Genomic DNA, 25,697 nt, shown 5'->3' on the forward strand with positions numbered 1-25,697 from the left:
GCCACCCGGCGCCGCGCCGCGGCCAGGTCGGACAGCACCGCACCCGGAGACCGGGTGTCGCTGCGGGGGCTGACCGACGAGGTGTTCATACCTCTAATGCTGCCGACCCCCTCCGACATTGCAGCCGCGCAAACCCCAGACCAAGCGACGAATACACCGATTCTGTGGACAACTGGCAGCAGGTCGCGTCTGGGGAGGAGACGACACCGCGAACCACCCCGCGACGGCGCGATCCGGTCACCTCACCTCACGCGGGTGATGCGGGCAGCGCCGCACGCGCCCTAACGTGCGCCACAAGCGCCGCATCGCGCACCGCGGCCCCGCCCCGGCGCGCACCACGCACCCCGGCACCACGCCACCCCGACGCACCACCGACCACGCACCACCGCACCACCGCACCACCGACCACCGACCACGAAAGGACCGACCGACATGGGCGTATGGGATTTCCTGATGTGGGCGTTCATGTTCTACATCTGGCTCGCCTGCATCTGGCTCGTCGTCACCGTGCTCGTCGACGTGTTCCGCGATCACGAACTCAGCGGCGGGGCGAAGGCCCTCTGGGTCATCTTCGTCGTGTTCCTGCCGCTGCTGGGGGCGCTGGTCTACATCATCGCGCGCCCCCAACGCCTCGGCGAGCGCCGCAGCGGCGTGCAGGCGCGGGAGAGCAGAACGGATGCCGATGCCTACATCCGCGACGTCACCGGACGCTCCCCCGCTGCCGACATCGAGGCGGCGAGGAAGCTCCTCGACTCCGGCGCGATCTCGCAGGCCGAGTTCGACGCTCTGAAGACCCGTGCCCTCGCTGTCACCTGACCTCGACATGGCCGCCGTCACTCCCGTGCAACCGAGCGCCGGGTTCGCCGCCCGACGCGAGGCCGGCCGCGCCGCGCGCGCCCAGACGCCCCGGCGCAGTCACGGCCCATGGCAGGCCGCCGCTGGCCGCACCGATCCGCTGGCGCTGCTGGAGGACCAGGCCCGTTCGCGTGTGCCCGAGCTCGTTCCCGTGAGGTACGAGCGCATGCGCACCTCGCCCTTCGCCTTCTATCGAGGCGGGGCGCTGCTGATGGCGTCGGATCTCGCCGCCACCCCGCAGACCGGGCTCACCGTGCAGTTGTGCGGCGACGCGCATCTGTCGAACTTCGGTCTGTTCGGATCGGCCGAGCGGCGCCTGATCTTCGACATCAACGATTTCGATGAGACCCTGCCCGGCCCGTTCGAATGGGACGTGAAGCGCCTCGTCACGAGCTTCGAGATCGCCGGTCGCCACCGCGGGTTCAGCGACGCCGAACGCCGCGAAGCGGTCACCGCGGCGGCCACGGGCTACCGCGAACGCATGCGGGCCGCGGCCCGGGCCTCGGTGCTGGACGCCTGGTACGACACCCTCGACGCCGACAGCGTGCAGACGTGGCTGCGACACGAGCGCGGCGAAGAGCGGGCGACCAAGCGCCAGACGAAGACCTTCGCCTCGGTCGTGGCGAAGGCCCGCACCAAAGACCGCCTGCGCGCGTTCGCCAAGCTGGTGTCCACCCAGGAGGGGCGTCTGCGCATCGCCGCCGACCCGCCGCTCATCGTGCCGGTCGAGGACCTCGTCGGTGACGACATGGATGCCGCGGACATCCAGGACCGCATGCAGGCCCTCCTCGCGTCGTACCGGACGACCCTCGGCATGCAGCGGCATCCGCTGTCGGAATACACCTACGTGCACATGGCACGCAAGGTCGTCGGGGTGGGGAGCGTCGGTACGCGGGCGTGGGTGCTGCTGCTGGTCGGGCGCGACGAGGAGGACCCGTTGTTCCTGCAGGCGAAGGAGGCGGAGGCATCCGTACTCGAACGGTTCCTCGGCCCCTCGCCTACCGCCAGCCACGGCGAGCGCGTCGTGCGGGGGCAGCGGGCGATGCAGGCTTCGAGCGACATCTTCCTCGGCTGGCAGCCGAGGGCCGCCGGCGACGACGCGCTGGAACACGACTACTACATCCGGCAACTGCACGATTGGAAGGGCTCCCTCGACCCCGAGCGGATGGTGCCGCTGGGCGCGGTGCTCTACGCCCGCATCTGCGGTGAGACGCTCGCGCGCGCCCACGCACGTTCCGGCGACCGGGTGCAGATCGCGGCGTATCTCGGCGAATCGAGCGCGTTCGACGACGCCATGGCCGACTTCGCCGCCGCGTACGCCGACCAGAACGACGCCGACTACCGCACATTCGCGGCTGCCGTCGACTCCCACCGCCTGGGAGCCACACCGGCCTAGCCGGAGGCGGCGATGAGCGCACCGGCACCCGCCACGGGCACCTTCAACGGCAAGCTCGCCCTGCTGCTGGCGATGGCCATGTTCGTGCTCGTCGTGGACACGTCGATCATGAACGTGTCGATCTCGGCGGTCGTGGCCGACATCGGCACGACCGTCAGTGGGGTGCAGTCGGCGATCGCGCTCGAAGCGCTCGTCTCGGCGGCGTTCATCCTCATCGGCAGCAAGACCGGCGATCTCATCGGCCGCAAACGCGCCTACGTGATCGGACTGCTCTGCTACGCCACCGGGGCGGTGGCGATGACGCTCGCCCAGACGCTCGTGCCGATCATCATCTTCTGGGCGGTGCTCGGTGGCCTGGGTGCCTCGCTCCTGCTCCCCGCCATGCAGTCGCTCATCCACGGCAACTTCGAGGGCGCCGCGCAGAAGCGCGTGTACGCCCTCGTCGGCGGCTCGGCGGCGATCGCGGCGGCCGTCGGCCCGCTGCTGGGCGGTTTCATCACCACGTTCCTGTCGTGGCGCATCGCGTTCCTGCTGGAAGCGGTGGTCATCGGCGTCGTGCTGCTCGGCATCCGCCTCGTCCGCGACGTGCCCTACACCGGCGCGCGCCGGATCGACGTCGTCGGCTCGATCCTCTCGGTGTTCGGCATGGGCGGTGTCGTGATCGGGATCCTCGTGTGGCAGGAGGGCGAGGGTCCGGTGATCGCGATCATCTCGGGTGGGCTCCTCTGTCTCGTGGGGCTCGGATTCTGGCTCGTGCGCCGCCGGCGCCGCGAGCGGGCGACGCTGCTGGACCCCGACCTGTTCCGATCCAAGCCGTTCCGCATCGGGGTCACCCAGCAGATGCTGCAGCAGATCGCTCTCGGCGGCTCGATGATCGTGCTGCCGATCTATCTGCAGATGGTGCTCGGCTACAACGCGCTGCAGGCGGGCCTCTCGCTCGCCCCGCTGTCGCTCAGCATGTTCGCCGTCGCGATGATCGCCGGCAGGATGAAGCGGCAGCTCCGCCCCGCGAACCTCGTGCTCAGCGGCTTCCTGCTGCTGCTCGCGGGGCTGCTCACCCTCATCTTCGTCGTGCCGCGCGCATCGAGCGGCTGGCTGCTGCTCGCGCCGCTGCTGGTCTGCGGGTGCGGCCTGGGGCTGTTGGTGTCACAGCTGAACAACTACACCCTTTCGCCCATCTCCGACGAACGCGTGAGCGAAGCCGCCGGCGTCAACTCCGCGGCCGGATCGTTCGGGCTGTCGTTCGGGCTCGCCTTCGCCGGCGCCATCATGCTCGCCTCCCTCGCCTTCGTCTTCACGAACATGTCCGAGGCGAGCAGCGTCATCCCCGAAGATGAGAAGCCACGCGTCGCGCAGGTGCTCGAAGCGGATGCCCAGTTCATGTCGGATGCCGCCCTCGCCGATCTCCTCGTCGCCCAGCCGCCGCCCATTCAGGAGGAGATCCTGCGCATCAACGCCGAGGCGCGTCCGATCGCCCTGCAGGTGGCGCTGCTCCTCCCGACCCTCACCGCGCTCGCCGGCATCGTCAACGCACTGCGCATGCGGCGCCTCCCCGATCCGGTGGCATCCGGTTCGGGCAACACCCTGTTGGACTGACCCGGCGTCAGTCGGCAACGCATCCGCGCCGCACCGACGCGTGCGGCGAGCACAAGCCCGTGGCGCGCGCTCAGGCCGCCTCGTACGACCCGACGAACTCGCGCAGAGCGTCCTCGGCGGGCAGTTCCACCCACAGCCTGCTGCTGCCCGCGGTCGAACCGAGCCCGTTGACCAGGGCAGCACCGCCGAGATCGTCCAGCAGCGGTGCGATGCCGGCCGCGTGTGAGTCCGAGACGTATCCGACGACGCGCCCGCGCGCGTGGACCGCGATCGATGAGGCATCGCGACTGTTGCGCGGCTCGCGACGCAGCACATACATGCGGTCACCGTTATGCGAGCGCTCGTGGTCGTCCGCGAGGAAGTGGGTGCGCTCCACCCGGGCACGGCGGGATTCGAGTCCACGCAGATCGGGGAGCGCGGCGTGCTCGTGGGCACGCAACGAAAGCAGAGAGCGGACGTGTTCCCACCAGACAGACATTCCGTTCAGGGTATCGAAGCGCCCTGGGAAATCGCCCGTGCCGACGGTCGCCGCCACTACCCCTGCGCGTCGGGGGCGGCCGGAGAGGTCGTGAACCCGATCAGCTTGTGCGTGCCGTCGCACCACGGCTTGATCGCCGACACCCCGCAGCGGCAGAGCGCCGCCGTGCGCCGCGGCTGGCGGATCTCCTCCCCCGCTTCGTTGCGGAAGACCACGTCGCCGCGCACGATCAGCGGCCCGTCGGGGTAGGGGGTGATGGTGGTCTCGGTGCGCGTCATGCTCTCCTCCACAGGGCGGTGCGTCCCTCCTGCCAGGCGTTCAGGATGTGCTCCCCCGCCCACCCGTCCACCGCGAGGCAGGCCGCGGCGCCGAAGACGATGTCGGGCACGAGGTGCGGCTCCTCCTCGGCGAGCGCCCCGGCGAGGTCCCGCCCTGCGATCTGCTCGTGCACGGCATCGGCCTCGACGTGCTCGTCGAAGTATGCGGTGACGTCGCAGTCGAAGCCGGCCCGGCGGAACCCGTCACCGTAGTGCTTGTTGGGGATCGAGGAGGTCATCTCGAAAGCGGCGAGGTGCCCCACGATCGCGCCGCGCAGGCGCCGCTGGAGGCCGAACATCGACATCACGTTCAGCGACGCGAGCGTGACCGCAGGCACGACATCGACGTAGACGCCGTACGTGTCGTCGAGGCCGACGCCGCGCATCGTCTGCGCGAAGATCCCGGCGTGCGCGCGGCCGGCGTCACCGCTGCCGTACTCGTCGAACTGGATCTCCATGAGCGCCGCCTTCGGCCGGCCGGTGAGCCGCGGGATCGCCCACGAGTGCGGGTCCGCTTCGCGCAGCGTGTAGATGCTGCGGTGCATGAGGAACTCCCGCAGCTGCTCGACGGATGCCGTCTTGGCGACGTAGCGGGCCAGGCTCGGCCCCGGAGCCGGCGCCGTCATCGAGAAGAGCAGCCGGGCGACCGCGTCGACGGTGGCCTCGGGGGCGTCGGGAACCTCGATCTCGGCGCGCAGCTGCGCCTCGAACGCTGCCTCCAGCACCCGCCGCGCGCCCAGCAGGTCGAGATCCCACTCACGTGCGACCGGCAAGTCGGCGAGCGATCCGTAGTGCAGCGCATAGAGGAGGAACAGGCTCACCTGCACGTCGTCGTCCCGGGCGATGTCGGTGGCGCGGTCGACGACGGCTGCCGCCCGGTCGGCGAGGCCCGCGGCATCCTGAGTATCGTCCGCCAGCAGGTCGAGGATCTCGGCGCTGAGCGGCCCGCGCGCCATCGGTCGGGTGCGTGTGTCGGGGTTCGCGGCGGCGTGGGTGGTCATCGTGCGTCCTGTCTGTGGTCGGTGCCCCCTCAGACTCGCAAGAAGCCCGATCCGGTCGCAGGGACTTGACGCCGCCGATGCCGGTCGCTAGCGCGGATTACCCTCGCGACCGTCGCCCGTCAATCCCTTCTGGCTCGCCGCGCGAGGTGGTTACGGTCGTGCGGAAAGACGCTCGAACAGAAGGAGGACAGCCATGGACACCGACAGCGGTCACCCCAGCCAGGCCGAGGGAGAAGACCCCGACCGTCCGCCGGACGGCGACGGCGACGGCGCCACCGGCCACCCCTCGCAGGCAGAAGGCGACGACCCCGACGACGACCGCGAGACCGGTGAAGCCGGGTGAACGTGTGGGCCGGGCATCCGCCCGGCCCTCACGTCGTCACGGGTACTGCGAGCGACGACAGAGCTGCACGAGCCGGCCGAGATACCCCGCCACGGCGAGTTCGGGCGAGAACGCGGGGGCGTTCTGCGCACCCGCGGCCACGAGCTGCGCGTAGCGGGTGACGGCGCGGGACGCCTCATCGAGGCACTCCGCGGCCTCCGGCTCCGACTCAGGCGTCGCCATCAGCACACCGCAGGCACGCACGGCCTCGGCCAGGGCCACGGTCGAGCGATCCGACGCGCCTCGAGCGACGTCGGGGTACTGCATGAGCATTTCCATCAACTCGCGCACGAGCAGCACCGACCGCTCCAGCGCCGACCACGCCCGCCGGTTCTGCTCCTGCTCGGCCGCACGATGTCGCCCGCGCGGATTACCGCGCACGCTGCGCCCCGCCTCGCGCACGCCTTCCGCCACGCTCACCGAGAGCGCCGCAAGGTCGTCGGCGTCACGGCCGAGGCGATCGGCGTCGAGGTCGCCCTCATCGATCAGATCGGCGGTCTGCTGCAGGCTCTGAGCGATGCGATCGCGCAGCTGGGCGAGCTGCGCCCCCGCTTCTCGCAGGTACAGCGGCGGCAGCAGCACGTAGTTCGCGGCGACGCCCACGAGCACCCCGAACGCCATCGTGACGATGTACGAGGTGGAGAATTCGTCCGCGTCACGGCCACCCAGCACCAGCACGAACAGTCCCGCCAGCGCGATCCACTCGCGCCCCTCCCCGAGCCGGCGGATGCCGCCCAGCGCCACCCCCACCCCGATGACGAGGGCGATCGCCACGATTCCCGGCGCCCCCACCGTCAGGGCGACCAGTCCACCGAAGCCGAGCAGGATGCCGAGCCCGAGCCCGACGATCGCCTGGAACCCGGCGCGGGCCGAGTCGGCGACCGTCGGGTACATGCTCACCAGCACCCCCATCGGGGCGTAGTAGGAGTATTCGGCGCTGGCGAACGGCACGTAGGGCGCGAGATACCAGGCCAGTGCCGCGGCGACCGCTGTCTTCACCGCGAGCAGCAGCCGGGACAGTGCGACGACCTCGCTCCCGGCGGAGCGCAGGGTCGCGACCACCGCCGGCCGTCGGAGTGCGCCGCGAGGCGAGGGGCTCATCGCGCCGCCCGACGACCCCGCGCGGCGGCAGCCGCTGCGCTCACTCGTCGTCCTGATCGCCGCCCCGCGCCCCGATCACGTCTCCGTCGTCGTCGAGTGGCACCGGCCGCTCCTCGTCGGGCACCGGCTCCGCCGGCAGCCCGGTGTCGGGATCGATCGGACGGTCCTCATCGGGCACGTTGATGCTCATGGCGTGCTCCTTTCCTGACTCCTTCAGGATCGATCCCCCCGCGACGGACCGCACCCGGTTGACGAAGCCCCGCCGCGCGGCTATCCGCGCGCTCGGAGGCTCCGTCCAGGTTCTCCGTGACAAAATCGTTACTCGAAATCGTTGCGGACCAGATCGAGATCTGCAATCACCCGAACACCCGCCGTAGACCCGACGGCGCCGATCCGCGGGGCCCGACGCGCCCAGAGGAACCGTTTGACTGAGCAGAATTCCGCCACGCCCGCCGCCACGCGTCGCGCCGCCCGCGCGGCTGCCCGCGACGCGGCACGCGCCGTGACCCCCCGCGTCACGGTGCGCAGCGCGTTCGCGATCGCCGTCGTCGTGAGCCTGGCCGGCACCGTCGCCCTCCCCGCCGTCGCCTACCCCGGCACGGAGGGCACGACAACGGCGGCGCAGCCCGCCGTCCCGGGTACGGCGACGGATGCCGCCACGTCGGCGGCAGCCGCGGCCGACACCCGCGAGACGCAGTCGCTCGTCGTGGCATCCGCCGCCGACGGGGTCGCTCTCGACCGGGCGTCCTACGCAGCCACGACCCCCGAAGAACTCGCCAGCATCGAGCAGGCGAAGGCCGAGGCCGAGCGCGCACGTCTGGCGGCCGCCATCACCAACGGCCAGCTCTCGTCAATCTCGTCGGCGCTGCCCATCGTCGGCGCCGGTGGGGTGACCCGCCCGCTCCCTTACTTCAACAACTTCGGCACCCCGTACGCCGGTCACAAGGGCGTGGACTACATGGTCGCCGCCGGCACCCCCATCTACGCCATCGCCGATGGCATCGTGATCGAGTCATCCGAGAGCGGCCCGGGCTGGGGCGTGTACGTGCGGGTCGCCCACAACATCAACGGCACGAGCGTGACGACCCTCTACGCGCACATGACCTACGGCACCCGCACCGTCCAGGTGGGCGACCGCGTCACCGCTGGGCAGGTGATCGGCCAGGTCGGCGCGACGGGTCGCGCCTTCGGCACGCACCTGCACCTGGAGGTGCAGGTCAACAACAGCTACGTCAACGGCGAGAGCTGGCTGGTCGCCAACGGCCTCTGAGCGCAGGGCGGTCAGGCGATGCGGGTGCCCGGGGGCAGTGCGCGCGCGGGGGTGCGGGTGCGGGCGTAGGCCCAGAACATGAGGCCGATGGCCAGCGCGATCTGCACCCCGAGACCGACGAACCAGCTGGGTGTCGTCGAGGCCACGATCTGCTCCGCCGTCTGGGACTGCGGGGCGCGTTCGGCGCACTCGTCGTAGATCTCTTCCGCGACGGGGGCCAGCTGCGCCGAGCGCACAGCGAGCTTGATCTGCCCGAACAGGTCCACCGGCCACCCCTCCGCGCCGAACTGCGCGGGCGTCGCATCCGCCAGGATCACGAACGGATTCGCCGCGAGCACCCACCACACCGAGTCGAAGCGGGGCTGCTCGCGGGTGTAGGTCTCCCACTCGTCCGTGCACACGACGGTGTCGCCGGAGTAGTCGGCGACGCGGTAGGACGACGTCACCTCGGTGCGGATGCTGGAGCCGACGAGCGCGAAGACGATGAGGGTACCGATCGTCAGGGCCGAGACGACGAGGTAGGTCGTGGCCACCGAGAACAGCGGACGGGCGAGGATGCCACTGAGTGCGACACCGACGGCGGAGATGACGCCGATCTCGATGATCAGCACGACGAGGGAGACGAGCACCGTCCACGGGCTCACGCCACCGCCGAGGGTCGCGATCGCCAGGAACGGCAGCGCGACCACCGCGAAGGCGAGACCGGTCGCCCAGGCCGCGAGGAACTTGCCGACGAGGATCTCCCCCGTCGAGGCGAGCGTCACCTGCACCGGTGCGAGCGTGGCGGCATCGCGGTCGCCGTTGATCGAGTTGCCGCTGAAGGTCGGTGACACCAGCACCGCCAGCAGCAGTGTGATGAACACGACGGTGGAGTAGATGCCTGCCCCGGTGTCCGCCGTCGAACTGAACATCGTGAACGCCAGCATGGTGACGCCGACCAGGAGCAGGCCGAAGATGCCGAGCAGCACGTACCAGGCCACCGACCGCACCCGCTGGATGAGTTCGAGCCGCACGATCGTGCCGAGCCGCTGCAGGTTCATGCGGTGCCTCCCCTGGCCGGTCCCTCACCCAGATCGAGGAAGGTGTGCTCGAGCATGCTGGTGGCCGCCGAGAACTCCGCCACCGGGAGCCCGGCGCCGATGAGCGCGGCGAGCGCCTGCGCGGCGTCGGCATCGGAGGCGAACCCCACGAGCACATCGCGCCGGTCGATCGGGAGCACACCGGCATCCAGCCCCAGCGTCCGGGCCACCGGAAGCACGGCGGCCGTCGCGTCGCGATCGGCCAGGCGGATGCGCCAGGTGCGCACGCGGGATGCCGCGGCGGCCACCCGGTCGGAACCGACCGTCTCGCCCGCCACGAGGAACACGGCGTCGTCGATGACCTCCTCGAGCTCCGACAGCACGTGGCTGGAGATGAGCACCGTGCACCCCTCGGCGGCGAACCGGCGCAGCAGCACGCGCAGGTCGATGCGCGCCTGCGGGTCCAGGCCCGAGGCTGGTTCGTCCAGCAGCAGGACGCGGGGGTCGTGCACGAGCGCGCGGGCGAGCCCGAGCTTCTGCTTCTGTCCGCGCGAGAGCACCCGCGCCGGGGAGTCGGCGAGGGGCTCGAGGCCGAGCTCGGCGAGCAGCTGGGCGGCGCGGGCGCGGGCCTGCTCGCGGGTCATGCCGTAGAGCTCGCCGGTGATGGTGATCGTCTCGCGCGCCGTCAGGGCGGGCCAGGCACCGAGCGCATCCGGCATCCACCCCAGGATGCCGCGCGCGAGCGCAGGCTCGGCGACGGGATCGACCCCGCCGATGCGCAGGTCTCCGGCGTCGGGGGCCAGGAGCGAGGCGAGCATGAGCATGAGCGTCGTCTTGCCCGAGCCGTTGGGGCCGACCAGCCCCGTGACCGCACCCTCCCGCGCTTCGAGGGTCACATTGCGCACCGCGTGCACGTCGCCGAACGACCTGCGCACGCCGTGGGCCACTATTCCGGGTGTGGTCACGAGCGTCACCCTAGCGGACGGCGTCGGGGGCGGCGCGAACACCGATCCGGCGCGGCGGGTCAGGGATCGCGGAAGAAGTCGACGCCCAGATCGGGGTGGTCGACGAAGACGCCGTCGACCCCGGCATCCACCAGCACCTGCCACTCCGCCTCGTAGTCGCCGAACACGGCCTTGCCGCCGGGACCGCGGAACTGGCGCACCAGGAACGCGTTCTCGGGGCGCGCCGTCCAGGTGAACACGCGCAGCCCCCGCGCGTGGGCATCGGTGGTGACCGCCGAGGGGCCGTGCACGTGGCCGAGCTTGTCGGGCGCGAGGATGAGCCGCTTGTCCACGCTGATGCCGTCGACGGCACCCACGAGCGCATCCAGGCCCGCCGGGGTCGCCGTCTGCCGGTAGGTCGGCGCGGCGGCGCCGTGCGTGGCTGCGAGGTCGAAGGGCGTACCCGCGGCCTCGAGCAGGTAGATGTAGGAGCCCCGGATGCCGCGGCGGCGCAACTCCGCCAGCACGGTCGATTCGAACGACTCCACGACGAGCGGCAGCCGCCCGTCGGCCCAGCCCGCGGCGCGCAGCTCGTCGGCGACGATCGCGGCCATGTCCCACCCGAGCGAGGCGAAGTAGGTGGCGTGCTTGATCTCCAGCACCACCGCGGTCTCGCGTCCCTCCGCGTGGGACGCGTCCCGCACGAGGTCGAGCACGTCGCGCAGCCGCAGCACCGGCTGGGCGTCGTCGAACCCGGCGCTGGCGGGGCGGATCTTCGGCAGGCGCTCCCGGCAGCGCAGACCCGACAGCTCTTCCCACGTGAAGTCCTCGGTGAACCAGCCGGTCAGTTCCTCGCCGTCGACCGACTTCGTCGTCCGCCGATCGGCGTACTCCGGACGGTCGGCGACGTCGGTCGTGGTGGAGATGTCGTTCTCATGCCGCACCACCAGCACGCCGTCGGCCGAGAGCACGACGTCGGGTTCCACCCCGTCCACCCCGAGCGCGAGGGCGAGGTCGTACGACGACCGGCTGTGCTCGGGACGGTACCCGGGCGCACCGCGGTGACCGATGACGAGCGGGCGGGGGCGGGGCACCGATCCAGGCTACGCGGCGGGGCTTTCGGGCATCCGATTCATTGCTCGCTCTCAGCGATATCCCTCTCCTCCCCCGATACCGGTCCGATACTGTGGATTGCACACAGCATGGCGCTGTGTCACCAACCCCGACTTTGGAGTGTGAGAGCACGTGGCCCTCAACAATCCCGCATTCGCCAACCCGGCGTTCCAGGAGCAGCGTCCCGGTCTGACGCCGCCCAGCGCCGGCGCGGCACAGACTCAGTACGCGGCCGCTCAGCACCAGGGCGTCGACGTCGCCACCCAGGCCAACCTGGAAGGCATGTACGCCGCCCCGCCCGCCGGTGCGATCGAGACCGACCGCATGACCGTCGAGGACACGGTCATCAAGACCATCGGCCTCTTCGCGATCCTGCTGGTCACGGCCGTCGTCGGCTGGATCTGGACGCTGTCGACCGTCACGGTCGCCAACCCGGCGCCCACGATGATGCCGTGGATCATCGGCGCCCTCGGCGGCTTCGTGCTGTCGATGGCCGTCATCTTCGGCTCGCGCAAGAAGATCCGCCCGGGCCTCATCTTCGCCTACGCGGCCTTCGAGGGCCTGTTCGTCGGCGGCATCTCGGCGTACTTCGAATTCATCTTCCCCGGCATCGTCATGCAGGCGACCCTGGCGACGCTCGCCGTCGTGGGCGTGACCCTCGCCCTCTTCGCCAGCGGCAAGGTGCGCGCGTCGAAGAAGGCCACCAAGATCTTCATGATCGCGATGGTCGGCTACCTCGTCTTCTCGCTGCTGAACGTCGTGCTCATGCTCGTGGGCGTCGTGCCCGCCGGCATGATGTTCGGTCTGCACAGCGCCACGATCGCCGGCATCCCGCTCGGCCTGATCATCGGGGTGCTCGTGGTCATCATGGCCGCCTACTCGCTGGTGCTCGACTTCGACCAGATCCAGCAGGGGGTGCGCAACGGCGCTCCCCGCAAGTTCGCCTGGATGGGTGCCTTCGGCATCATGGTCACGGTCGTCTGGCTGTACGTCGAGATCCTGCGCATGCTCGCGATCCTGCGCGGCAGCGAGTAAGCACCGCGCCGTTCGTCGCGAACGGGCCGCCCCTCGGGGCGGCCCTTTCTGCGTTCCCGCGGGGCGTGGCCGGACCGTGAGACGACAGCGGGCGGCCGAAGCAAGGGGAGCTTCCCATCGTCTCGGCCGCCAGGTGCAGCTTCACGGACGGCGGGGCGCGCGCGGGGCGCGGGCGCGGGGGGCGGGCGCGGCGGGCGGGCGCGGGGGGCGGGTCAGCGACCGGGGCGCGGGGCGGGGGCGGTCAGCGCGGACTCGACGGCCGCGGCGAGCGCACGCATCGACGCGGCGGCATCCATCTGCGCGGCGGCGGCGCGGGCGGCATCCGACAGCCACGCGCGCACCCCGGGACCGGTCAGCAGCGCGGTGAGCGCACCGGCGAGGGCCTCGACATCGCCGTCGGGCACGAGCATGCCGCCGCCGCGGGCGAGGGTGTCGCGCGGGCCGTAGGGCATGTCGTACGAGACCACCGGCACGCCGTGGCCGAGGGCTTCGAGCACGACGAGCGGCTGCCCCTCGTTGGTGCTGGCGAGCACGAACAGGTCCGCCGTCGACCACGCCGTCTCGGGATCGGGAGCGTGCCCGTGGAACACCACCGCGTCCCCGACGCCGACCTCGGCTGCCAGCTCCTCCAGCGCCGCACGCTCGGGGCCGTCGCCGTGCACATGCAGCTCGGCGTGCGCCACCGATGCCCGCACACGCGCCAGTGCGCGCACGGCGTGGTCCACGCGCTTGCGCGCGCTCAGCGTGTTGAGCATGACGATGCGCCCCGGCACCGGCTCGTTCCGAAGCCCCGACGGTGCCGGATGCGGCACGACGAACGAGGGGATGCCGTCGCCCACCCGGCGCTGCACATCGGCCTGCTGGGTGGGGGTGAGCCACAGCACACCGTCGAACCGGTCGGCGATGTCGAGCCACCGCGACCACGCGGCATCCATCGGCGCATCCCACGTGTACGGCGTCTGCACATGGCAGGCATGGGTGGTGTGGAGCACCCGGATGTCGGGGTCCAGGAGCGGCGGCGCGTCTGCCACCAGCACCTCGCCCACCTGCCGGGCTTCGCAGATGACGACGACGGGCCGATCGGACACCGCGGCGAGGGCGTTCAGCCACGCGCGGTAGAGCCCGCCGAATCCGGGCAGCCAACCGGCCGGCGCCGTGCCGTCGGCGTTCCAGACCACGACCGGCGCCTCGCTCAGGTGCCACGCGGGGTCGCCGGCGATCACCGGAAGTTCCAGCACGGTGCGGCCCTCCGCGTCGCGGATGGTGCGGGCGTCGTCAGCGGCCGTCGGCGCGGGCAGTGGCAGCGCCGCGGCGCGCAGCCACGCGGCATCCGTGCGGGCGTCGTCGAACAGGTTGCGAAGATCTGCGGGCGCGACCAGCAGCCCGCGACGCACCCACTCGGCACGGTGCGCGTCGTGATCGGCCTGGTCGCCGGGATCGACGCTCAGCACCCGCACCCGCGCGCCTGCGGCCCGCATGTCCTGCACGCGGCGCAGCACCGAGATGGTGAAGCCGCCGTCGCGGTCGGGAATCAGCCGGCTCGCCAGAACCAGGTACTCGGCGTCGGGAAGGGCGCGATCGGTCATCGCTCCATCCTCCCCCACCCCGCCGGGTGTCCCCCGAGCCGGCGTCGGAATTCAGGCTCACGCACCCTGCCGCCCGCCGCAGCTCGCCCGCACCGCCCACAGCCTGAATTCCGACTGTCGGAGGCGCCCGGTGCGGCCGCGCCTCGCGTCGGAATTCAGGCTCACCGCTCACGGCAACCGTCTGCAGCCCGCCCGCACCGCCCACAGCCTGAATTCCGACTGTCGGAGGCGCCCGGTGCGGCCGCGCCTCGCGTCGGAATTCAGGCTCACCGGACCCGGCAAACCCCCGCAGCCGCCCCCGGCCACCCACAGCCTGAATTCCGACAGGCGAAGGTGCCCGAAAACGACGGATGCCGCGACCCTCAGGCCGCGGCATCCCTCACCGATTCACTCCCACTCGATGGTCCCCGGGGGCTTCGACGTGACGTCGAGCACGACCCGGTTGACGTCGCGCACCTCGTTGGTGATGCGGTTGGAGATCTTGGACAGCACGTCGTAGGGCAGGCGGGTCCAGTCCGCCGTCATGGCGTCTTCGCTGGAGACCGGACGCAGCACGATCGGGTGCCCGTAGGTGCGGCCGTCGCCCTGCACGCCGACCGAGCGCACGTCGGCCAGCAGCACGACGGGGCACTGCCAGATCTCGCCGTCCAGGCCCGCCTTGGTCAGCTCTTCGCGGGCGATGGCGTCGGCCTCACGCAGAATCTCGAGACGGTCAGCGGTGACCTCACCCACGATCCGGATGCCGAGGCCGGGCCCCGGAAACGGCTGGCGGCCGACGATGACCTCGGGGAGCCCGAGCTCCCGACCGATCGCGCGCACCTCGTCCTTGAAGAGGGTGCGCAACGGCTCGACGAGCTCGAACTGCAGGTCCTCGGGGAGCCCGCCGACGTTGTGGTGGCTCTTGATGTTGGCCGTGCCGGCGCCGCCGCCGGACTCCACCACGTCGGGGTAGAGCGTGCCCTGCACGAGGAAGCGAATGGGCTCGCCGTCGGCTTCGGCTTCGGCGACGAGGGCCGCCTCGGCCTGTTCGAACGAGCGGATGAACTCGCGCCCGATGATCTTGCGCTTCTGCTCGGGGTCGCTGACGCCGGCGAGCGCGGTGAGGAACTGCTCCCGGGCGTCGACGGTGACCAGCCGCACCCCGGTGGAGGCGACGTAGTCCTGCTCGACCTGCTCCCGCTCACCCTTACGCAGCAGCCCGTGGTCGACGAAGATGCACACGAGCTGGTCGCCGACCGCCTCGTGCACGATGGCCGCCGCGACCGCGGAGTCGACTCCGCCGGAGAGCCCGCAGATGACGCGGGAGTCCCCGACCTGGGCGCGGATCTTCGCGACCTGCTCGGCGATGACGTTGCCGCTGTTCCAGTCGGCGGGGAGCCCGGCGGCCTTGTGCAGGAAGTTCTCCAGCACCGCCTGCCCGTGGTCGCTGTGCTTGACCTCGGGATGCCACTGCACGCCGTACAGGCGACGCTCGTCGTTGGCGAACGCGGCGACGCGGGTCGCGGCCGTCGAGGCGAGCACCTCGAAGCCTGCGGGGGCGGCGGCGACCTGGTCACCGTGGCTCATCCACACGTTCTGCGCCGCGGGCTGGCCGCCCAGCAGCACGCCGCCGTCACCGGTGAGCGTGGCATCCGTCGCACCGTACTCGCGCAGTCCGGTGTTGGCGACCTCGCCGCCGAGGGTCTGGGCCATCACCTGGAAGCCGTAGCAGATGCCGAGGGTCGGCACGCCGAGATCGAACACGGCGGGGTCGAGCGCCGGCGCACCGGGCTCGTACACCGACGAGGGTCCACCGGAGAGGATGATCCCCACCGGCTCCTTCGCGGCGATCTCCGCCGCCGTGGCGGTGTGTGGGACGATCTCGCTGTAGACGCCGGCTTCGCGGACGCGGCGGGCGATCAGCTGCGCGTACTGCGCGCCGAAGTCGACGACCAGGACGGGGCGCTGGGACGAGTCGGTCTGCGTGGTCAACGGGTGCCTTCCGTGGCGGGGATGGATTCGGATGCCGCGGCGTCGCGCTCGCGTCGGACGAGGTAGGCCTTCACATCACGGGCGACGCGGGTCTCCATGAAGAACGACAGCAGCGGGACGATGCCGCCGCACGCGAGCAGCAGGAAGCGCCAGAACGGCCACCGCATGAGGCTCCAGATGCGGAAGCAGGCGAACAGGTACACGACGTAGAACCAGCCGTGGACGATGAGGATGCCCAGCGACAGGTTGAGGCCGTCGCCGGTGGACAGGAGCTCCCCTTCGGGGCCCGGGACGACGGGGGCGAGCCACAGCAGACCGCCGGATCCGCCCGCGAACACCTCGACCGCCAGCGGCGTGTACTTGAGGATCATCTCGGCACACAGCAGCAGCAGGCCCACACCGGTGATGACGGATGCGATCTGGTAGAAACGCAGGGCCCCGCGGATCGCCGGAAACGAGGCGAGTTTGGGCTGAGGCATGGCCTCTATCCTACCGTCGCCGCACCTGTGCCATCCCCGCGCGCCGGGGTGCTCGCGGCTTCCTCCTCGAGGGCCTCGACCTCCTTCTCCCAGGCGTCGCGACCGAGGCGGTACCACATGTAGAACGCGAAGCCCGCGAACACCGCCCACTCGGCGGCATAGAAGATGTTGAGCCAGTTCACCGTGGATCCCTCCCCCGGGGCGGGCGAGTGGATCCGCTCCAGTGCGCCGAGCGGCTCCGCAGAGGTGAGGTACGCCCGGTACGCATCGAGGCCGTCGATGTCGTGCCACTGCGCGAGCAGGGCCGCGGGGGACATGCGGGTCATCGTCTGGGGATCGGCGCCGGCGGGCGGAAGACCCGGGCCCTCGTCCGAGATGAGCCGGCCGGTGACGGAGACCGTGGCATCCGGATCGGCGGCGACCGCGGCGTCGAGCTCGACGACGGCGGCCTCCGCCCCCGTGAGGGTCGGGGTCCAGCCGACCGCCACAGCGAGTGAGGTCGGCTGGTCGGTGCCGGTCGTCGCCGCATCCAGCCGCAGCTGACCGGTCACCCAGTACCCCTCGACCCCGTCGTTGAAACGGGATGCCACGATGAGGAAGTCCCCGGGGACCCAGTGCCCCGATGCCTCGACCATCTGGCCGACGAGCGGCTCGGCGAGGTACTGGCCGGGCTCGGTGACCTCGGCGAGCGGTCGCACCTGCTCGTTCATGCCGGGTGGCGGCGGGTCGGTGTCGATGGCGCTGCCGAGCTGCCACTGGCCGAGCCAGGCGAACACCCCCGCGACCACGAGGGCGAGGGCGAGCATGCCGAGCCACCACGGGCGCAGCAGCACTTCGCGCAGGGTCGGGGGGAACACCTCGGGTGGGGCGGCGGGCGCGGTGACGTCGCGGCCGGAGGGGCTGTGCGGGGTCATCCGCCGGAGTACGGGGCGACGACGACCTCGACGCGCTGGAACTCCTTGAGGTCCGAGTAGCCGGTCGTCGCCATCGACTTCTTCAGCGCGCCGATGAGGTTGGCGGAGCCGTCGGCGACGGTCGCGGGACCGTAGAGGACGGACTCGAGGTTGACCTTCTGCTCGACGCGGATGCGGCTGCCGCGCGGGAGCTTGGCGTGGTGCGCCTCGGGGCCCCAGTGGTAGCCACGCCCGGGGGCGTCGGTGGCGCGAGCGAGCGCGACGCCGAGCATGACGGCATCCGCCCCCATCGCGAGAGCCTTGACGATGTCGCCCGACGTGCCGACGCCGCCGTCGGCGATGACGTGCACGTAGCGCCCGCCCGACTCGTCGAGGTAGTCGCGACGCGCGCCGGCGACGTCGGCGACGGCGGTGGCCATGGGCGCGTGGATGCCGAGGGTGGCGCGGGTGGTGGATGCCGCTCCCCCGCCGAACCCGACGAGCACGCCGGCCGCGCCCGTGCGCATGAGGTGGAGGGCTGCGGTGTAGGTGGACGCACCGCCGACGATGACGGGAACGTCGAGGTCGTAGATGAACTTCTTGAGGTTCAGCGGCGCCTCGACGCTGGAGACGTGCTCGGCCGAGACGGTGGTGCCGCGGATGACGAAGAGGTCGACGCCGGCGGCGGCGACGGTGTCGTACAGCTGCTGTGTGCGCTGCGGGGTGAGGGAGCCGGCCACGGTGACGCCGGCGGCGCGGATCTCGGCGATGCGGTCGCGGACGAGCTCGGGCTTGATCGGCTCGGAGTACAGCTCCTGCATGCGCGCCGTCGCTTCGGCGTCGGGAAGAGTCGCGATCTCGGCCAGCAGCGGGTCGGGGTCGTCGTAGCGGGTCCACAGGCCTTCGAGGTCGAGCACGCCGAGGCCGCCGAGCTGACCGAGCATGATGGCTGTCTGCGGGCTCACGACCGAGTCCATCGGAGCGCCGAGCACCGGGATGTCGAACTGGAACGCGTCGATCGCCCAGGCGGTGGACACATCCTCGGGGTTGCGGGTGCGCCGCGACGGCACGACCGCGATGTCGTCGAACGCGTAGGCGCGGCGAGCGCGCTTGGCGCGGCCGATCTCGATCTCCATGCTCACGCCCCCAGCCTACCGGTCCCCTCTTCCCCGGCCGCCGAGTGAGTATTCGCGCTGCCGAGTGAGTATTCGGGACGGGCGCTCCACTGCGGCGCGCGACGGTCAACGCGCGCTGACGGCGACCGCCTCTGGGCAGGCGACGCTGTCACCGATCGGGGTGCGCTGGTAGTACACCTCGCGGCCGCGACGGAAGGAGCGCAGCAGCCCGGCCCCAGAGAGGACCCGCAGGTGCTCGCCGGCGGTCGCCGCGGCGACGGCCAGCTGCCCGTCCAGCTGCGTCGTGGTCATCGGGACGTCGAGCTGACACAGCACATTCGCCCGCGTCGCCCCAATGAGCTGCCACAGCGACGACTCCTCCTCACCGACGGCGCGGCGCTCCCACATCGCACCGGCACCGCGCGGCGCGTACGTGAGGGTCGGGCGAAACGGCGGCCGGTTGAGAACGAGCGTCCCGAGCCACGCGAAGACGCAGGGCACCAGGATGAGCCCTTCGCCGCTCAACCCGCTCGCGAGTTCGCAGCACTTGCGCGATATGTCGAGCCCGTCCTCCGTGCGCGTGACCTGGGGGTGCAGCGTGCGCAGCATCTCCTCCAGCCCGCCGCGCGAGATGAGCCGGGTCCGATGCTCGATGTCGGCGACCTGCGGGGCCTGGATCCTGTCCCAGTGCGCCACCAGCGCCGTCTCCCAGAACCATTCCAGCGCGTCGAGAATCCGGTGGACGCCCACGGTCGGATCGGCTTCGAACCGGTCGAGGACCTCGATCGACGCGGGCCGCTCCGCACGCTCCCGCAGAGCGATCAAGTCGTCGGCCCACACCGCGAGGTCCTGGGCCGCGACCCGATCCCGAGAACGGGAGACGGTCTCATCGCGTTCCGCGGTCGGGGTCAGCGCATCCGCGATGAAACCGGAACGCAGGCCGCCGACGTCGTCGACTCGACCGATGAGCCTCGCGGGCACGTCCTGCGAGAAGACCCGCTCGAACGGATGCGCCGTGAGCACGACGAGTTTGCGGCCCGGGTCGGCCTCGGCGCCTTCGGCTGAGCGCGCCGAGAGCGCTGGATGCCGGGAGGCGATGCCGCACGGGCACCCCGAATACTCACTCGGCGCGACGAATACTCACTCGCGAGCGCGAATACTCACTCGCGAGCGCGGTCAGCGGCGGTAGTTGGGAGCCTCGACGACGATCTGCACGTCGTGGGGGTGGGACTCCTTGAGACCTGCGGGGGTGATGCGCACGAACTTGCCGCGCGACTTCAGCTCCTCGATCGTGCGGGCACCGACGTAGAACATCGCCTGACGCAGTCCCCCGACCAGCTGGTAGGCCACCGCCGACACCGGGCCGCGGTAAGCGACCTGACCTTCGATGCCTTCCGGGATGAGCTTGTCGTCGCTGGGAACGTCGGCCTGGAAGTAGCGGTCCTTCGAGTACGACGTCTTCTTGCCGCGCGTCTGCAGCGCCCCGAGCGACCCCATGCCGCGGTACTGCTTGAACTGCTTGCCGCCGACGAAGACGATCTCGCCCGGCGACTCGTCGGTGCCGGCGAACAGCGACCCGATCATCACGCTGTCGGCCCCGGCGACCAGTGCCTTGGCGATGTCACCGGAGTACTGCAGCCCGCCGTCGGCGATCACCGGCACACCGGCCTCGCGAGCGGCGAGCGACGCCTCGTACACGGCGGTCACCTGCGGCACGCCGACACCGGCGACGACGCGGGTGGTGCAGATGGAGCCCGGACCGACGCCGACCTTGACGGCATCCACACCCGCGTCGATCAGCGCCTGGGCGCCCTCGCGGGTGGCGACGTTGCCGCCGATGACGTCGATGTGCGCGAACGAGGGGTCGGCCTTCAGGCGACGCACCATGTCGATGACACCCGCCGACTGACCGTTGGCGGTGTCGACGACCACGACGTCGACGCCCGCGTCGCGCAGCGCCTCAGCGCGCTCCCACGCGTCGCCGAAGAAGCCGATCGCCGCGCCCACGCGCAGCCGGCCGTGCTCGTCCTTGGTCGCGAGCGGATACTTCTCGCTCTTGTCGAAGTCCTTGATCGTGATGAGACCGGCGAGCTTGCCCTCGTCGTCGATGAGCGGCAGCTTCTCGACGCGGTGGTGGGCGAACAGGTCGATGACGTCTTTGGCGCCGATGCCGACCTTGCCGGTGATGAGCCCCTCGCTGGTCATGACGTCGCGCACCTGGGTGGCCAGCCGGTCGCTGCCGGTGACGAAGCGCATGTCACGGTTGGTGATGATGCCGACCAGTCGCCCTTCGGTGTCGACGACGGGGAGCCCCGAGATGCGGTACTGCGCGCACATCGCGTCGACCTCTTCGATCGTGGCATCCGGCGTCGTGGTGATCGGGTCGGTGATCATGCCCGACTCGCTGCGCTTGACGCGGTCGACCATCGCGGCCTGCTCGGCGATGGCGAGGTTGCGGTGGATGATTCCCAGACCGCCCTCGCGGGCGATGGCGATCGCCATGCGCGCCTCGGTGACGGTGTCCATGGCGGCGGCGATCAGCGGCGTCGCGACCGTGATGCGTCGCGTGACGCGCGAGGATGTGTCGGCATCACTGGGGATGACGTCGGTGTGCCCGGGCAGCAGCAGCACGTCGTCGTAGGTCAGTCCGACGAAGCCGAAGGGGTCGTTGTGCTCCATAGATGTTTCTCCTGCGCGCGCGGCGCGTACTCGAGTGACGACGACGGCCGGCGCAGTGCGGCGCCTCTTGAACGATTCTAAGCGCGCATGCGCCCCTTTCATTCCCGCGCGCTCACCGCATGCGCACGTGCGGCGGGTTCAGCCGCGCCGCGGCAGAGGGGAGGCAAACGTACGGTAGGCGAAACAGAACCGACACATTACGCTCATACCGTCGTACATCGAGGCTGATGTCGAACCCGCGCTTTGGCCTCCCGTACTCGAACCGGAGGTTCCGTGAGTCCCACGACCACGACGCAGCGGCGCAGCACCGGATGGGTGGGCGTTCTCGTCGGCCTCTTCCTTGCTGCCGCCATGGTCCTGCTGGTCGCGCCCACCGGCGCACATGCCGCATCGACCGCGCCGGACACCCCGGGCGCCGATCAAGAAGAGACCGACTACTACTTCGGCGGCGTCATCACCTTCGACGATGAGGCCGTACCCGACGTGACGATCGGCATCGAGGGCGGCGGCTTCGACGCCGAGACCGTCACCGGCGCCGATGGACGCTGGCGCCTGTATGTGCCGGAGAAGGACACGTACACGCTGGTGATCGACGAATCGACCCTCCCCGAGGGCGTCATCGTCGACCCCGAGCTGCTGCCGGAGGGCATGGTCCCCGTCAGCGGCGCGACGGCGTCGTTCGAGGTCGAGTTCGGCCTCACCGGCTCGAAGATCGTCAACCTCTTCCTCGGCGAAGGCGTACGCCAGACCACGTCGTTCATCGACCAGCTCGCCTCCCGCCTCGTCAACGGCCTCAACTTCGGTCTGCTGCTGGCCCTGGCCGCGATGGGTGCCGCGCTCATCTTCGGCACCACCGGCCTGTCGAACTTCGCGCACGGCGAGATGGTGACGTGGGGGGCGCTGGTGGCGATGGTCGTCAGCACGATGTGGCAGCTGCCGCTGTGGGTCGGGCTGATCGCCGCGGTCCTCGGCGGCGCCGCGCTCGGGCTCGCCTCGGATGCCGCGCTGTGGCGACCGTTGCGAAGAAGGGGCCTCGGCGTCGTCCAGCTCATGATCGTGAGCATCGGACTCTCGCTGGCGCTGCGCTACACCTTCCAGTACCTCATCGGCGGTTCCACGCGTCAGCTGCCGGGCGCGAGCCCCGCGCCGATCCAGTTCGGCCCGATCACCTTGAGCTACATCGACCTGATCAGCATGGGCGTCAGCATCGTCGTGATCATCGCGGTCGCGTACTTCCTGCTGGGCACCCGCATCGGCAAGGCGACCCGTGCGATCTCCGACAATCCGCAGCTCGCGGCGGCCTCCGGCATCAACGTCGACCGGGTCGTGCGCATCGTGTGGATCCTCGCGGGCACCCTCGCCGCCCTCTCGGGTGTGCTGTGGGCGTACTTCCGCCCCGGCGTGCGCTGGGACATGGGCACTCAGATGCTTCTGCTCATCTTCGCCGCGATCACCCTCGGCGGTCTCGGCACGGCATTCGGCGCTCTGCTGGGAGCGCTGATCGTGGGCATCGTGGTGGAGACCTCCACCCTCTGGATCCCGTCCGACCTCAAGTACGCCGGCGCCCTGGTCGTGCTCATCCTCATCCTGCTGGTGAGGCCACAGGGCCTCCTCGGTCGCAAAGAAAGATTGGGGTAACCCGATATGGATTGGGGTGCCATCCTCGGAAACACGCTCAGCTACCTGCTGAGCCCCGTCACCATCGCCTACGCGCTGGCGGCCACGGGCCTCGCCGTGCACTTCGGCTTCGCGGGCCTGCTCAACTTCGGCATGGCGGGCTTCATGGCCCTGGGCGGCTACGGCTACGCCATCTCGGTGCTGAGCTTCAACCTGCCCTGGTGGATGGGCATGATCGTCGGGCTCCTGCTGGCGGCGCTGTTCGCCGTGCTGCTGGGGGTCCCGACCCTGCGTCTGCGCGCCGACTACCTCGCGATCGTCACGATCGCGGCGGCCGAGATCGTCCGGCTGTTGTTCACCACGCAGGTCTTCGACGAGTGGACCAACTCCGCCGACGGTCTGGGTAACTACCACGGCGGATTCCGCGACGCGAACCCGTTCCCCGACGGCCAGTACGGTTTCGGGCCCTGGACGTTCAACCAGGACGGCCTGTGGGTGCGGGTGTTCGGGCTGTTCCTGCTGGCGCTGGCGATCTTCGTCGTCTGGTCCCTCATGCGCAGCCCCTGGGGCCGCGTGCTCAAGGGCATCCGGGAGGATGAGGACGCCGTGCGGGCGCTGGGCAAGAACGTCTTCGCCTACAAGATGCAGGCCCTCGTCGTCGGCGGCATGATCGGCGCGATGGGTGGCATCGTGTACGTGCTCCCCTCAGCGGTGGTCCCCTCGAGCTACACGACCTCGCTCACGTTCTTCCTGTGGACGATCCTGCTCCTGGGCGGTGCTTCCACCATCTTCGGCCCGTCGCTGGGCGCCGTGCTGTTCTGGATGGTGATGGCGCTGCTGGGCAACCTGCTCCCGCAGCTCGCGGCCGAAGGCATCCTCCCCATGTCCGACATCCAGGCGGGCACGCTGCGCTACATCCTCGTGGGTGTCTCGCTCATGCTGCTCGTGATCTTCCGTCCGCAGGGCATCCTCGGCGACAAGAGGGAGATGACCTTTGTCAAGTGACCAGACCAACACGCCCGAGGAGCCGCAGGCTCCGCAGGTGCCGCCGGTGACCGGCAGCGTGCCGCGTCCGAAGACCTCGGGCCTGGCCCGGGGCGAGGCCGTCCCCGGTGTCGCCAAGGTCGACCCGATCATGGTGATCGACGGCGTCACGCGCCGCTTCGGCGGTCTCACCGCCGTGGACGTCGAGCACCTCGAGATCCCGCGAGGCGCCATCACGGCGCTCATCGGCCCCAACGGCGCCGGCAAGACGACCCTGTTCAACCTGCTGTGCGGCTTCGACAAGCCCAACAGCGGCTCCTGGTCGTACGACGGGAAGAACCTCGCCGGCATCCCCGCTTTCAAGGTGGCCCGCATGGGCCAGGTGCGCACCTTCCAGCTGACGAAGGCGCTGTCGCTGCTGACGGTGCTGGAGAACATGAAGCTGGGAGCCCCGAAGCAGCGAGGCGAGAAGTTCTGGCAGTCCTTCATCCCGTCGATCTGGCGCGGTCAGGAGACGGCGAACGAGGAGAAGGCCCGCGACCTGCTGAAGAGGTTCAAGCTCGATGCGAAGGAACAGGACTTCGCGGCGTCGCTCTCGGGCGGGCAGCGCAAGCTCCTCGAGATGGCGCGCGCGCTCATGAGCGACCCGAACCTCGTCATGCTCGACGAGCCGATGGCCGGGGTCAACCCCGCCCTCACCGAGTCGCTGCTCGACCACATCCTCGACCTCAAGGAATGGGGGATGACGGTGCTGTTCGTCGAGCACGACATGCACATGGTGCGCCACATCGCCGACTGGGTCGTGGTGATGGCGGAGGGCAAGGTCGTCGCCGAGGGTCCGCCGGATGCCGTGATGCAGAACAAGGCGGTCATCGACGCCTACCTGGGCAGCCACCAGGACGTCGACCTCGGCGTCGTGACCGGACGCATCGCCGGGGAGCTGGACACCTCGGCGGTCGACCTGCTCGAAGAGATCAAAGAAGAGGAAGAGGCGTCGATCGCCGAGGCCGAGAAGGAGAAGAAATGAGTGCTCCCGCTCCCGCCGCGGCACCGTCCGCGACCGACGGCGACGTCGTCGTCGACGTCGTGGACCTGGTCGCCGGCTACCTGCCCGGCATCGACATCATCAACAGCGCCAACCTGGTCGCCCGCAAGGGCGAGCTGATCGGCATCATCGGTCCCAACGGGGCCGGCAAGTCGACGCTGCTGAAGTCCATCTTCGGCATGGTCAAGGTGCGCAGCGGCGACATCACCGTCAACGGCGAGAGCATCGTGGGCCTCAAGGCCGACAAGCTGGTGCGTCGTGGTGTCGCGTTCGTCCCCCAGTCGAACAACGTGTTCCCGTCGCTGTCGATCGAGGACAACCTGCAGATGGGGCTGTTCCAGAATCCCAAGATCTACGCCGAGCGGCTGGAGTTCGTCACCGGCATCTTCGCCGAGCTCGGCAAGCGCCTCAAGCAGCGCGCGGGGTCGCTCTCGGGCGGCGAACGACAGATGGTGGCGATGAGCCGCGCACTCATGATGGATCCCTCCGTGCTGCTGCTGGACGAGCCGAGCGCGGGACTGTCCCCCGTTCGGCAGGACGACGCCTTCATCCGCGTCTCCGACATCAACAAGGCGGGCGTGACGATCATCATGGTCGAGCAGAATGCCCGCCGCTGCCTGCAGATCTGCGACCGCGGCTACGTGCTCGATCAGGGCCGTGACGCCTACGAGGGCAGCGGCCGGGAGCTGCTCAACGACCCGAAGGTGATCGGGCTGTACCTGGGCACCCTGGGCACCGACGGGGCGTGACCTGCCCGCCGCCTCCCGCTGCACGAAGTGAGGGCCCCAGATCCGTGGATCCGGGGCCCTCACTCACTCACT

25 protein-coding genes are annotated in these 25,697 nt (G+C 70.4%); 10 read left to right on the forward strand and 15 right to left on the reverse strand.

The genetic code is table 11. The annotated features are described in order from the left end of the window. Positions 1 to 432: 432 nt before the first annotated feature. Genes H9651_RS12690 through H9651_RS12700 form a run of 3 tightly spaced genes read left to right on the forward strand, consistent with a single transcriptional unit; the run spans position 433 to position 3,847 of the window. Positions 433 to 816: an SHOCT domain-containing protein gene (locus tag H9651_RS12690; protein ID WP_191719700.1), complete on the forward strand. Its 384-nt coding sequence runs from the start codon at positions 433 to 435 to the stop codon at positions 814 to 816. Beyond that, on the forward strand, positions 797 to 2,251 hold the full coding sequence (locus H9651_RS12695; RefSeq protein ID WP_318244869.1) for a DUF2252 domain-containing protein: 1,455 nt from the start codon (positions 797 to 799) through the stop codon (positions 2,249 to 2,251). Before H9651_RS12690 ends, H9651_RS12695 begins: the two co-directional genes overlap by 20 nt. 12 nt (positions 2,252 to 2,263) lie before the next feature. Beyond that, complete coding sequence (locus H9651_RS12700; protein ID WP_191719701.1) at positions 2,264 to 3,847, forward strand: MFS transporter; 1,584 nt, start codon at positions 2,264 to 2,266, stop codon at positions 3,845 to 3,847. A gap of 70 nt (positions 3,848 to 3,917) precedes the next feature. Here the strand turns inward: H9651_RS12700 and H9651_RS12705 are convergent, their stop codons facing one another. From H9651_RS12705 to H9651_RS12715, 3 genes are read right to left on the reverse strand one after another with little or no spacing between them, the layout of a single operon-like run. Further along, on the reverse strand, positions 3,918 to 4,325 hold the full coding sequence (locus H9651_RS12705; protein WP_191719702.1) for an HIRAN domain-containing protein: 408 nt from the start codon (positions 4,323 to 4,325) through the stop codon (positions 3,918 to 3,920). Between the two features lie 56 nt (positions 4,326 to 4,381). Then, a complete protein-coding gene (locus tag H9651_RS12710; protein WP_191719703.1) occupies positions 4,382 to 4,603 on the reverse strand; it encodes a CDGSH iron-sulfur domain-containing protein in 222 nt (73 codons plus the stop codon). Then, complete coding sequence (locus H9651_RS12715) at positions 4,600 to 5,643, reverse strand: iron-containing redox enzyme family protein (protein WP_191719704.1); 1,044 nt, start codon at positions 5,641 to 5,643, stop codon at positions 4,600 to 4,602. Before H9651_RS12715 ends, H9651_RS12710 begins: the two co-directional genes overlap by 4 nt. Before the next feature lie 193 nt (positions 5,644 to 5,836). Here H9651_RS12715 and H9651_RS12720 point away from each other — a divergent pair, with 193 nt between their 5' ends. Then, complete coding sequence (locus H9651_RS12720; RefSeq protein WP_191719705.1) at positions 5,837 to 5,986, forward strand: hypothetical protein; 150 nt, start codon at positions 5,837 to 5,839, stop codon at positions 5,984 to 5,986. Between the two features lie 36 nt (positions 5,987 to 6,022). Here the strand turns inward: H9651_RS12720 and H9651_RS12725 are convergent, their stop codons facing one another. Both H9651_RS12725 and H9651_RS12730 read right to left on the reverse strand, forming a co-directional pair. Next, positions 6,023 to 7,126 (reverse strand): FUSC family protein, encoded by a 1,104-nt coding sequence (locus H9651_RS12725; RefSeq protein WP_191719706.1) that lies wholly within the window; start codon positions 7,124 to 7,126, stop codon positions 6,023 to 6,025. Between the two features lie 40 nt (positions 7,127 to 7,166). Next, positions 7,167 to 7,316: a hypothetical protein gene (locus H9651_RS12730; protein WP_191719707.1), complete on the reverse strand. Its 150-nt coding sequence runs from the start codon at positions 7,314 to 7,316 to the stop codon at positions 7,167 to 7,169. A 234-nt stretch (positions 7,317 to 7,550) separates the two neighbouring features. Between H9651_RS12730 and H9651_RS12735 the strand changes: the two genes are divergently transcribed. Next, on the forward strand, positions 7,551 to 8,396 hold the full coding sequence (locus H9651_RS12735) for a M23 family metallopeptidase (RefSeq protein WP_225216754.1): 846 nt from the start codon (positions 7,551 to 7,553) through the stop codon (positions 8,394 to 8,396). An 11-nt stretch (positions 8,397 to 8,407) separates the two neighbouring features. Here the strand turns inward: H9651_RS12735 and H9651_RS12740 are convergent, their stop codons facing one another. The 3 genes from H9651_RS12740 to H9651_RS12750 are packed head-to-tail and all read right to left on the reverse strand — an operon-like array spanning position 8,408 to position 11,453. Next, positions 8,408 to 9,436 (reverse strand): ABC transporter permease, encoded by a 1,029-nt coding sequence (locus H9651_RS12740; RefSeq protein WP_191719708.1) that lies wholly within the window; start codon positions 9,434 to 9,436, stop codon positions 8,408 to 8,410. Then, positions 9,433 to 10,380 (reverse strand): ABC transporter ATP-binding protein, encoded by a 948-nt coding sequence (locus tag H9651_RS12745; RefSeq protein WP_191719709.1) that lies wholly within the window; start codon positions 10,378 to 10,380, stop codon positions 9,433 to 9,435. The genes H9651_RS12740 and H9651_RS12745 overlap by 4 nt, the downstream gene beginning before the upstream one ends. A gap of 59 nt (positions 10,381 to 10,439) precedes the next feature. Continuing rightward, positions 10,440 to 11,453: a glycerophosphodiester phosphodiesterase family protein gene (locus tag H9651_RS12750; protein ID WP_191719710.1), complete on the reverse strand. Its 1,014-nt coding sequence runs from the start codon at positions 11,451 to 11,453 to the stop codon at positions 10,440 to 10,442. Between the two features lie 151 nt (positions 11,454 to 11,604). On the opposite strand from H9651_RS12750, the gene H9651_RS12755 reads away from it, so the two are divergent. Beyond that, positions 11,605 to 12,507 (forward strand): Bax inhibitor-1/YccA family protein, encoded by a 903-nt coding sequence (locus H9651_RS12755; protein ID WP_191719711.1) that lies wholly within the window; start codon positions 11,605 to 11,607, stop codon positions 12,505 to 12,507. A gap of 212 nt (positions 12,508 to 12,719) precedes the next feature. Here the strand turns inward: H9651_RS12755 and H9651_RS12760 are convergent, their stop codons facing one another. From H9651_RS12760 to guaB, 7 genes are all read right to left on the reverse strand, one after another. Continuing rightward, positions 12,720 to 14,093 carry a glycosyltransferase gene (locus H9651_RS12760; RefSeq protein WP_191719712.1) on the reverse strand — a complete coding sequence of 458 codons (1,374 nt, stop codon included), beginning with the start codon at positions 14,091 to 14,093 and terminating at the stop codon, positions 12,720 to 12,722. A gap of 387 nt (positions 14,094 to 14,480) precedes the next feature. Then, positions 14,481 to 16,064 carry a glutamine-hydrolyzing GMP synthase gene (gene guaA / locus H9651_RS12765; protein WP_191719713.1) on the reverse strand — a complete coding sequence of 528 codons (1,584 nt, stop codon included), beginning with the start codon at positions 16,062 to 16,064 and terminating at the stop codon, positions 14,481 to 14,483. After that, positions 16,061 to 16,543: a DUF3817 domain-containing protein gene (locus H9651_RS12770; RefSeq protein WP_191719714.1), complete on the reverse strand. Its 483-nt coding sequence runs from the start codon at positions 16,541 to 16,543 to the stop codon at positions 16,061 to 16,063. The genes guaA and H9651_RS12770 overlap by 4 nt, the downstream gene beginning before the upstream one ends. A gap of 5 nt (positions 16,544 to 16,548) precedes the next feature. Continuing rightward, positions 16,549 to 17,457 (reverse strand): SURF1 family protein, encoded by a 909-nt coding sequence (locus H9651_RS12775; protein WP_191719715.1) that lies wholly within the window; start codon positions 17,455 to 17,457, stop codon positions 16,549 to 16,551. After that, complete coding sequence (locus H9651_RS12780) at positions 17,454 to 18,572, reverse strand: GuaB3 family IMP dehydrogenase-related protein (RefSeq protein WP_191719778.1); 1,119 nt, start codon at positions 18,570 to 18,572, stop codon at positions 17,454 to 17,456. Before H9651_RS12780 ends, H9651_RS12775 begins: the two co-directional genes overlap by 4 nt. Positions 18,573 to 18,677: 105 nt before the next feature. Beyond that, positions 18,678 to 19,574, reverse strand: a complete 897-nt coding sequence (locus H9651_RS12785; protein ID WP_191719716.1) for an ArsR/SmtB family transcription factor — start codon at positions 19,572 to 19,574, stop codon at positions 18,678 to 18,680. Positions 19,575 to 19,727: 153 nt separating this feature from the next. Continuing rightward, on the reverse strand, positions 19,728 to 21,230 hold the full coding sequence (gene guaB, locus H9651_RS12790; RefSeq protein ID WP_191719717.1) for an IMP dehydrogenase: 1,503 nt from the start codon (positions 21,228 to 21,230) through the stop codon (positions 19,728 to 19,730). A gap of 273 nt (positions 21,231 to 21,503) precedes the next feature. On the opposite strand from guaB, the gene H9651_RS12795 reads away from it, so the two are divergent. From H9651_RS12795 to H9651_RS12810, 4 genes are all read left to right on the forward strand, one after another. After that, the gene (locus H9651_RS12795; protein ID WP_318244870.1) at positions 21,504 to 22,868 is read left to right on the forward strand and encodes a branched-chain amino acid ABC transporter permease; all 1,365 of its coding nucleotides are present in this window, start codon (positions 21,504 to 21,506) and stop codon (positions 22,866 to 22,868) included. Positions 22,869 to 22,874: 6 nt separating this feature from the next. Continuing rightward, a complete protein-coding gene (locus H9651_RS12800; protein WP_191719718.1) occupies positions 22,875 to 23,852 on the forward strand; it encodes a branched-chain amino acid ABC transporter permease in 978 nt (325 codons plus the stop codon). A 130-nt stretch (positions 23,853 to 23,982) separates the two neighbouring features. Next, positions 23,983 to 24,858 carry an ABC transporter ATP-binding protein gene (locus H9651_RS12805; protein WP_191719780.1) on the forward strand — a complete coding sequence of 292 codons (876 nt, stop codon included), beginning with the start codon at positions 23,983 to 23,985 and terminating at the stop codon, positions 24,856 to 24,858. Then, positions 24,855 to 25,625, forward strand: coding sequence for an ABC transporter ATP-binding protein (locus H9651_RS12810; RefSeq protein ID WP_191719719.1), 771 nt, complete (start codon positions 24,855 to 24,857; stop codon positions 25,623 to 25,625). The genes H9651_RS12805 and H9651_RS12810 overlap by 4 nt, the downstream gene beginning before the upstream one ends. The last annotated feature ends 72 nt before the right edge of the window (positions 25,626 to 25,697 follow it).

It is taken from the genome of Microbacterium pullorum (genome assembly GCF_014836535.1).
Classification (GTDB): Bacteria; Actinomycetota; Actinomycetes; order Actinomycetales; family Microbacteriaceae; genus Microbacterium; species Microbacterium pullorum.

Excerpts from the sequence above, each read along its gene's own strand:
- H9651_RS12690 (WP_191719700.1), top strand. The coding sequence starts at position 433 with ATGGGCGTATGGGATTTCCTGATGTGGGCGTTCATGTTCTACATCTGG.
- H9651_RS12700 (WP_191719701.1), top strand. The coding sequence starts at position 2,264 with ATGAGCGCACCGGCACCCGCCACGGGCACCTTCAACGGCAAGCTCGCC.
- H9651_RS12705 (WP_191719702.1), bottom strand. The coding sequence starts at position 4,325 with ATGTCTGTCTGGTGGGAACACGTCCGCTCTCTGCTTTCGTTGCGTGCC.
- H9651_RS12710 (WP_191719703.1), bottom strand. The coding sequence starts at position 4,603 with ATGACGCGCACCGAGACCACCATCACCCCCTACCCCGACGGGCCGCTG.
- H9651_RS12715 (WP_191719704.1), bottom strand. The coding sequence starts at position 5,643 with ATGACCACCCACGCCGCCGCGAACCCCGACACACGCACCCGACCGATG.
- H9651_RS12720 (WP_191719705.1), top strand. The coding sequence starts at position 5,837 with ATGGACACCGACAGCGGTCACCCCAGCCAGGCCGAGGGAGAAGACCCC.
- H9651_RS12725 (WP_191719706.1), bottom strand. The coding sequence starts at position 7,126 with ATGAGCCCCTCGCCTCGCGGCGCACTCCGACGGCCGGCGGTGGTCGCG.
- H9651_RS12730 (WP_191719707.1), bottom strand. The coding sequence starts at position 7,316 with ATGAGCATCAACGTGCCCGATGAGGACCGTCCGATCGATCCCGACACC.
- H9651_RS12740 (WP_191719708.1), bottom strand. The coding sequence starts at position 9,436 with ATGAACCTGCAGCGGCTCGGCACGATCGTGCGGCTCGAACTCATCCAG.
- H9651_RS12760 (WP_191719712.1), bottom strand. The coding sequence starts at position 14,093 with ATGACCGATCGCGCCCTTCCCGACGCCGAGTACCTGGTTCTGGCGAGC.
- H9651_RS12770 (WP_191719714.1), bottom strand. The coding sequence starts at position 16,543 with ATGCCTCAGCCCAAACTCGCCTCGTTTCCGGCGATCCGCGGGGCCCTG.
- H9651_RS12775 (WP_191719715.1), bottom strand. The coding sequence starts at position 17,457 with ATGACCCCGCACAGCCCCTCCGGCCGCGACGTCACCGCGCCCGCCGCC.
- H9651_RS12780 (WP_191719778.1), bottom strand. The coding sequence starts at position 18,572 with ATGGAGATCGAGATCGGCCGCGCCAAGCGCGCTCGCCGCGCCTACGCG.
- guaB (WP_191719717.1), bottom strand. The coding sequence starts at position 21,230 with ATGGAGCACAACGACCCCTTCGGCTTCGTCGGACTGACCTACGACGAC.
- H9651_RS12800 (WP_191719718.1), top strand. The coding sequence starts at position 22,875 with ATGGATTGGGGTGCCATCCTCGGAAACACGCTCAGCTACCTGCTGAGC.
- H9651_RS12805 (WP_191719780.1), top strand. The coding sequence starts at position 23,983 with ATGGTGATCGACGGCGTCACGCGCCGCTTCGGCGGTCTCACCGCCGTG.
- H9651_RS12810 (WP_191719719.1), top strand. The coding sequence starts at position 24,855 with ATGAGTGCTCCCGCTCCCGCCGCGGCACCGTCCGCGACCGACGGCGAC.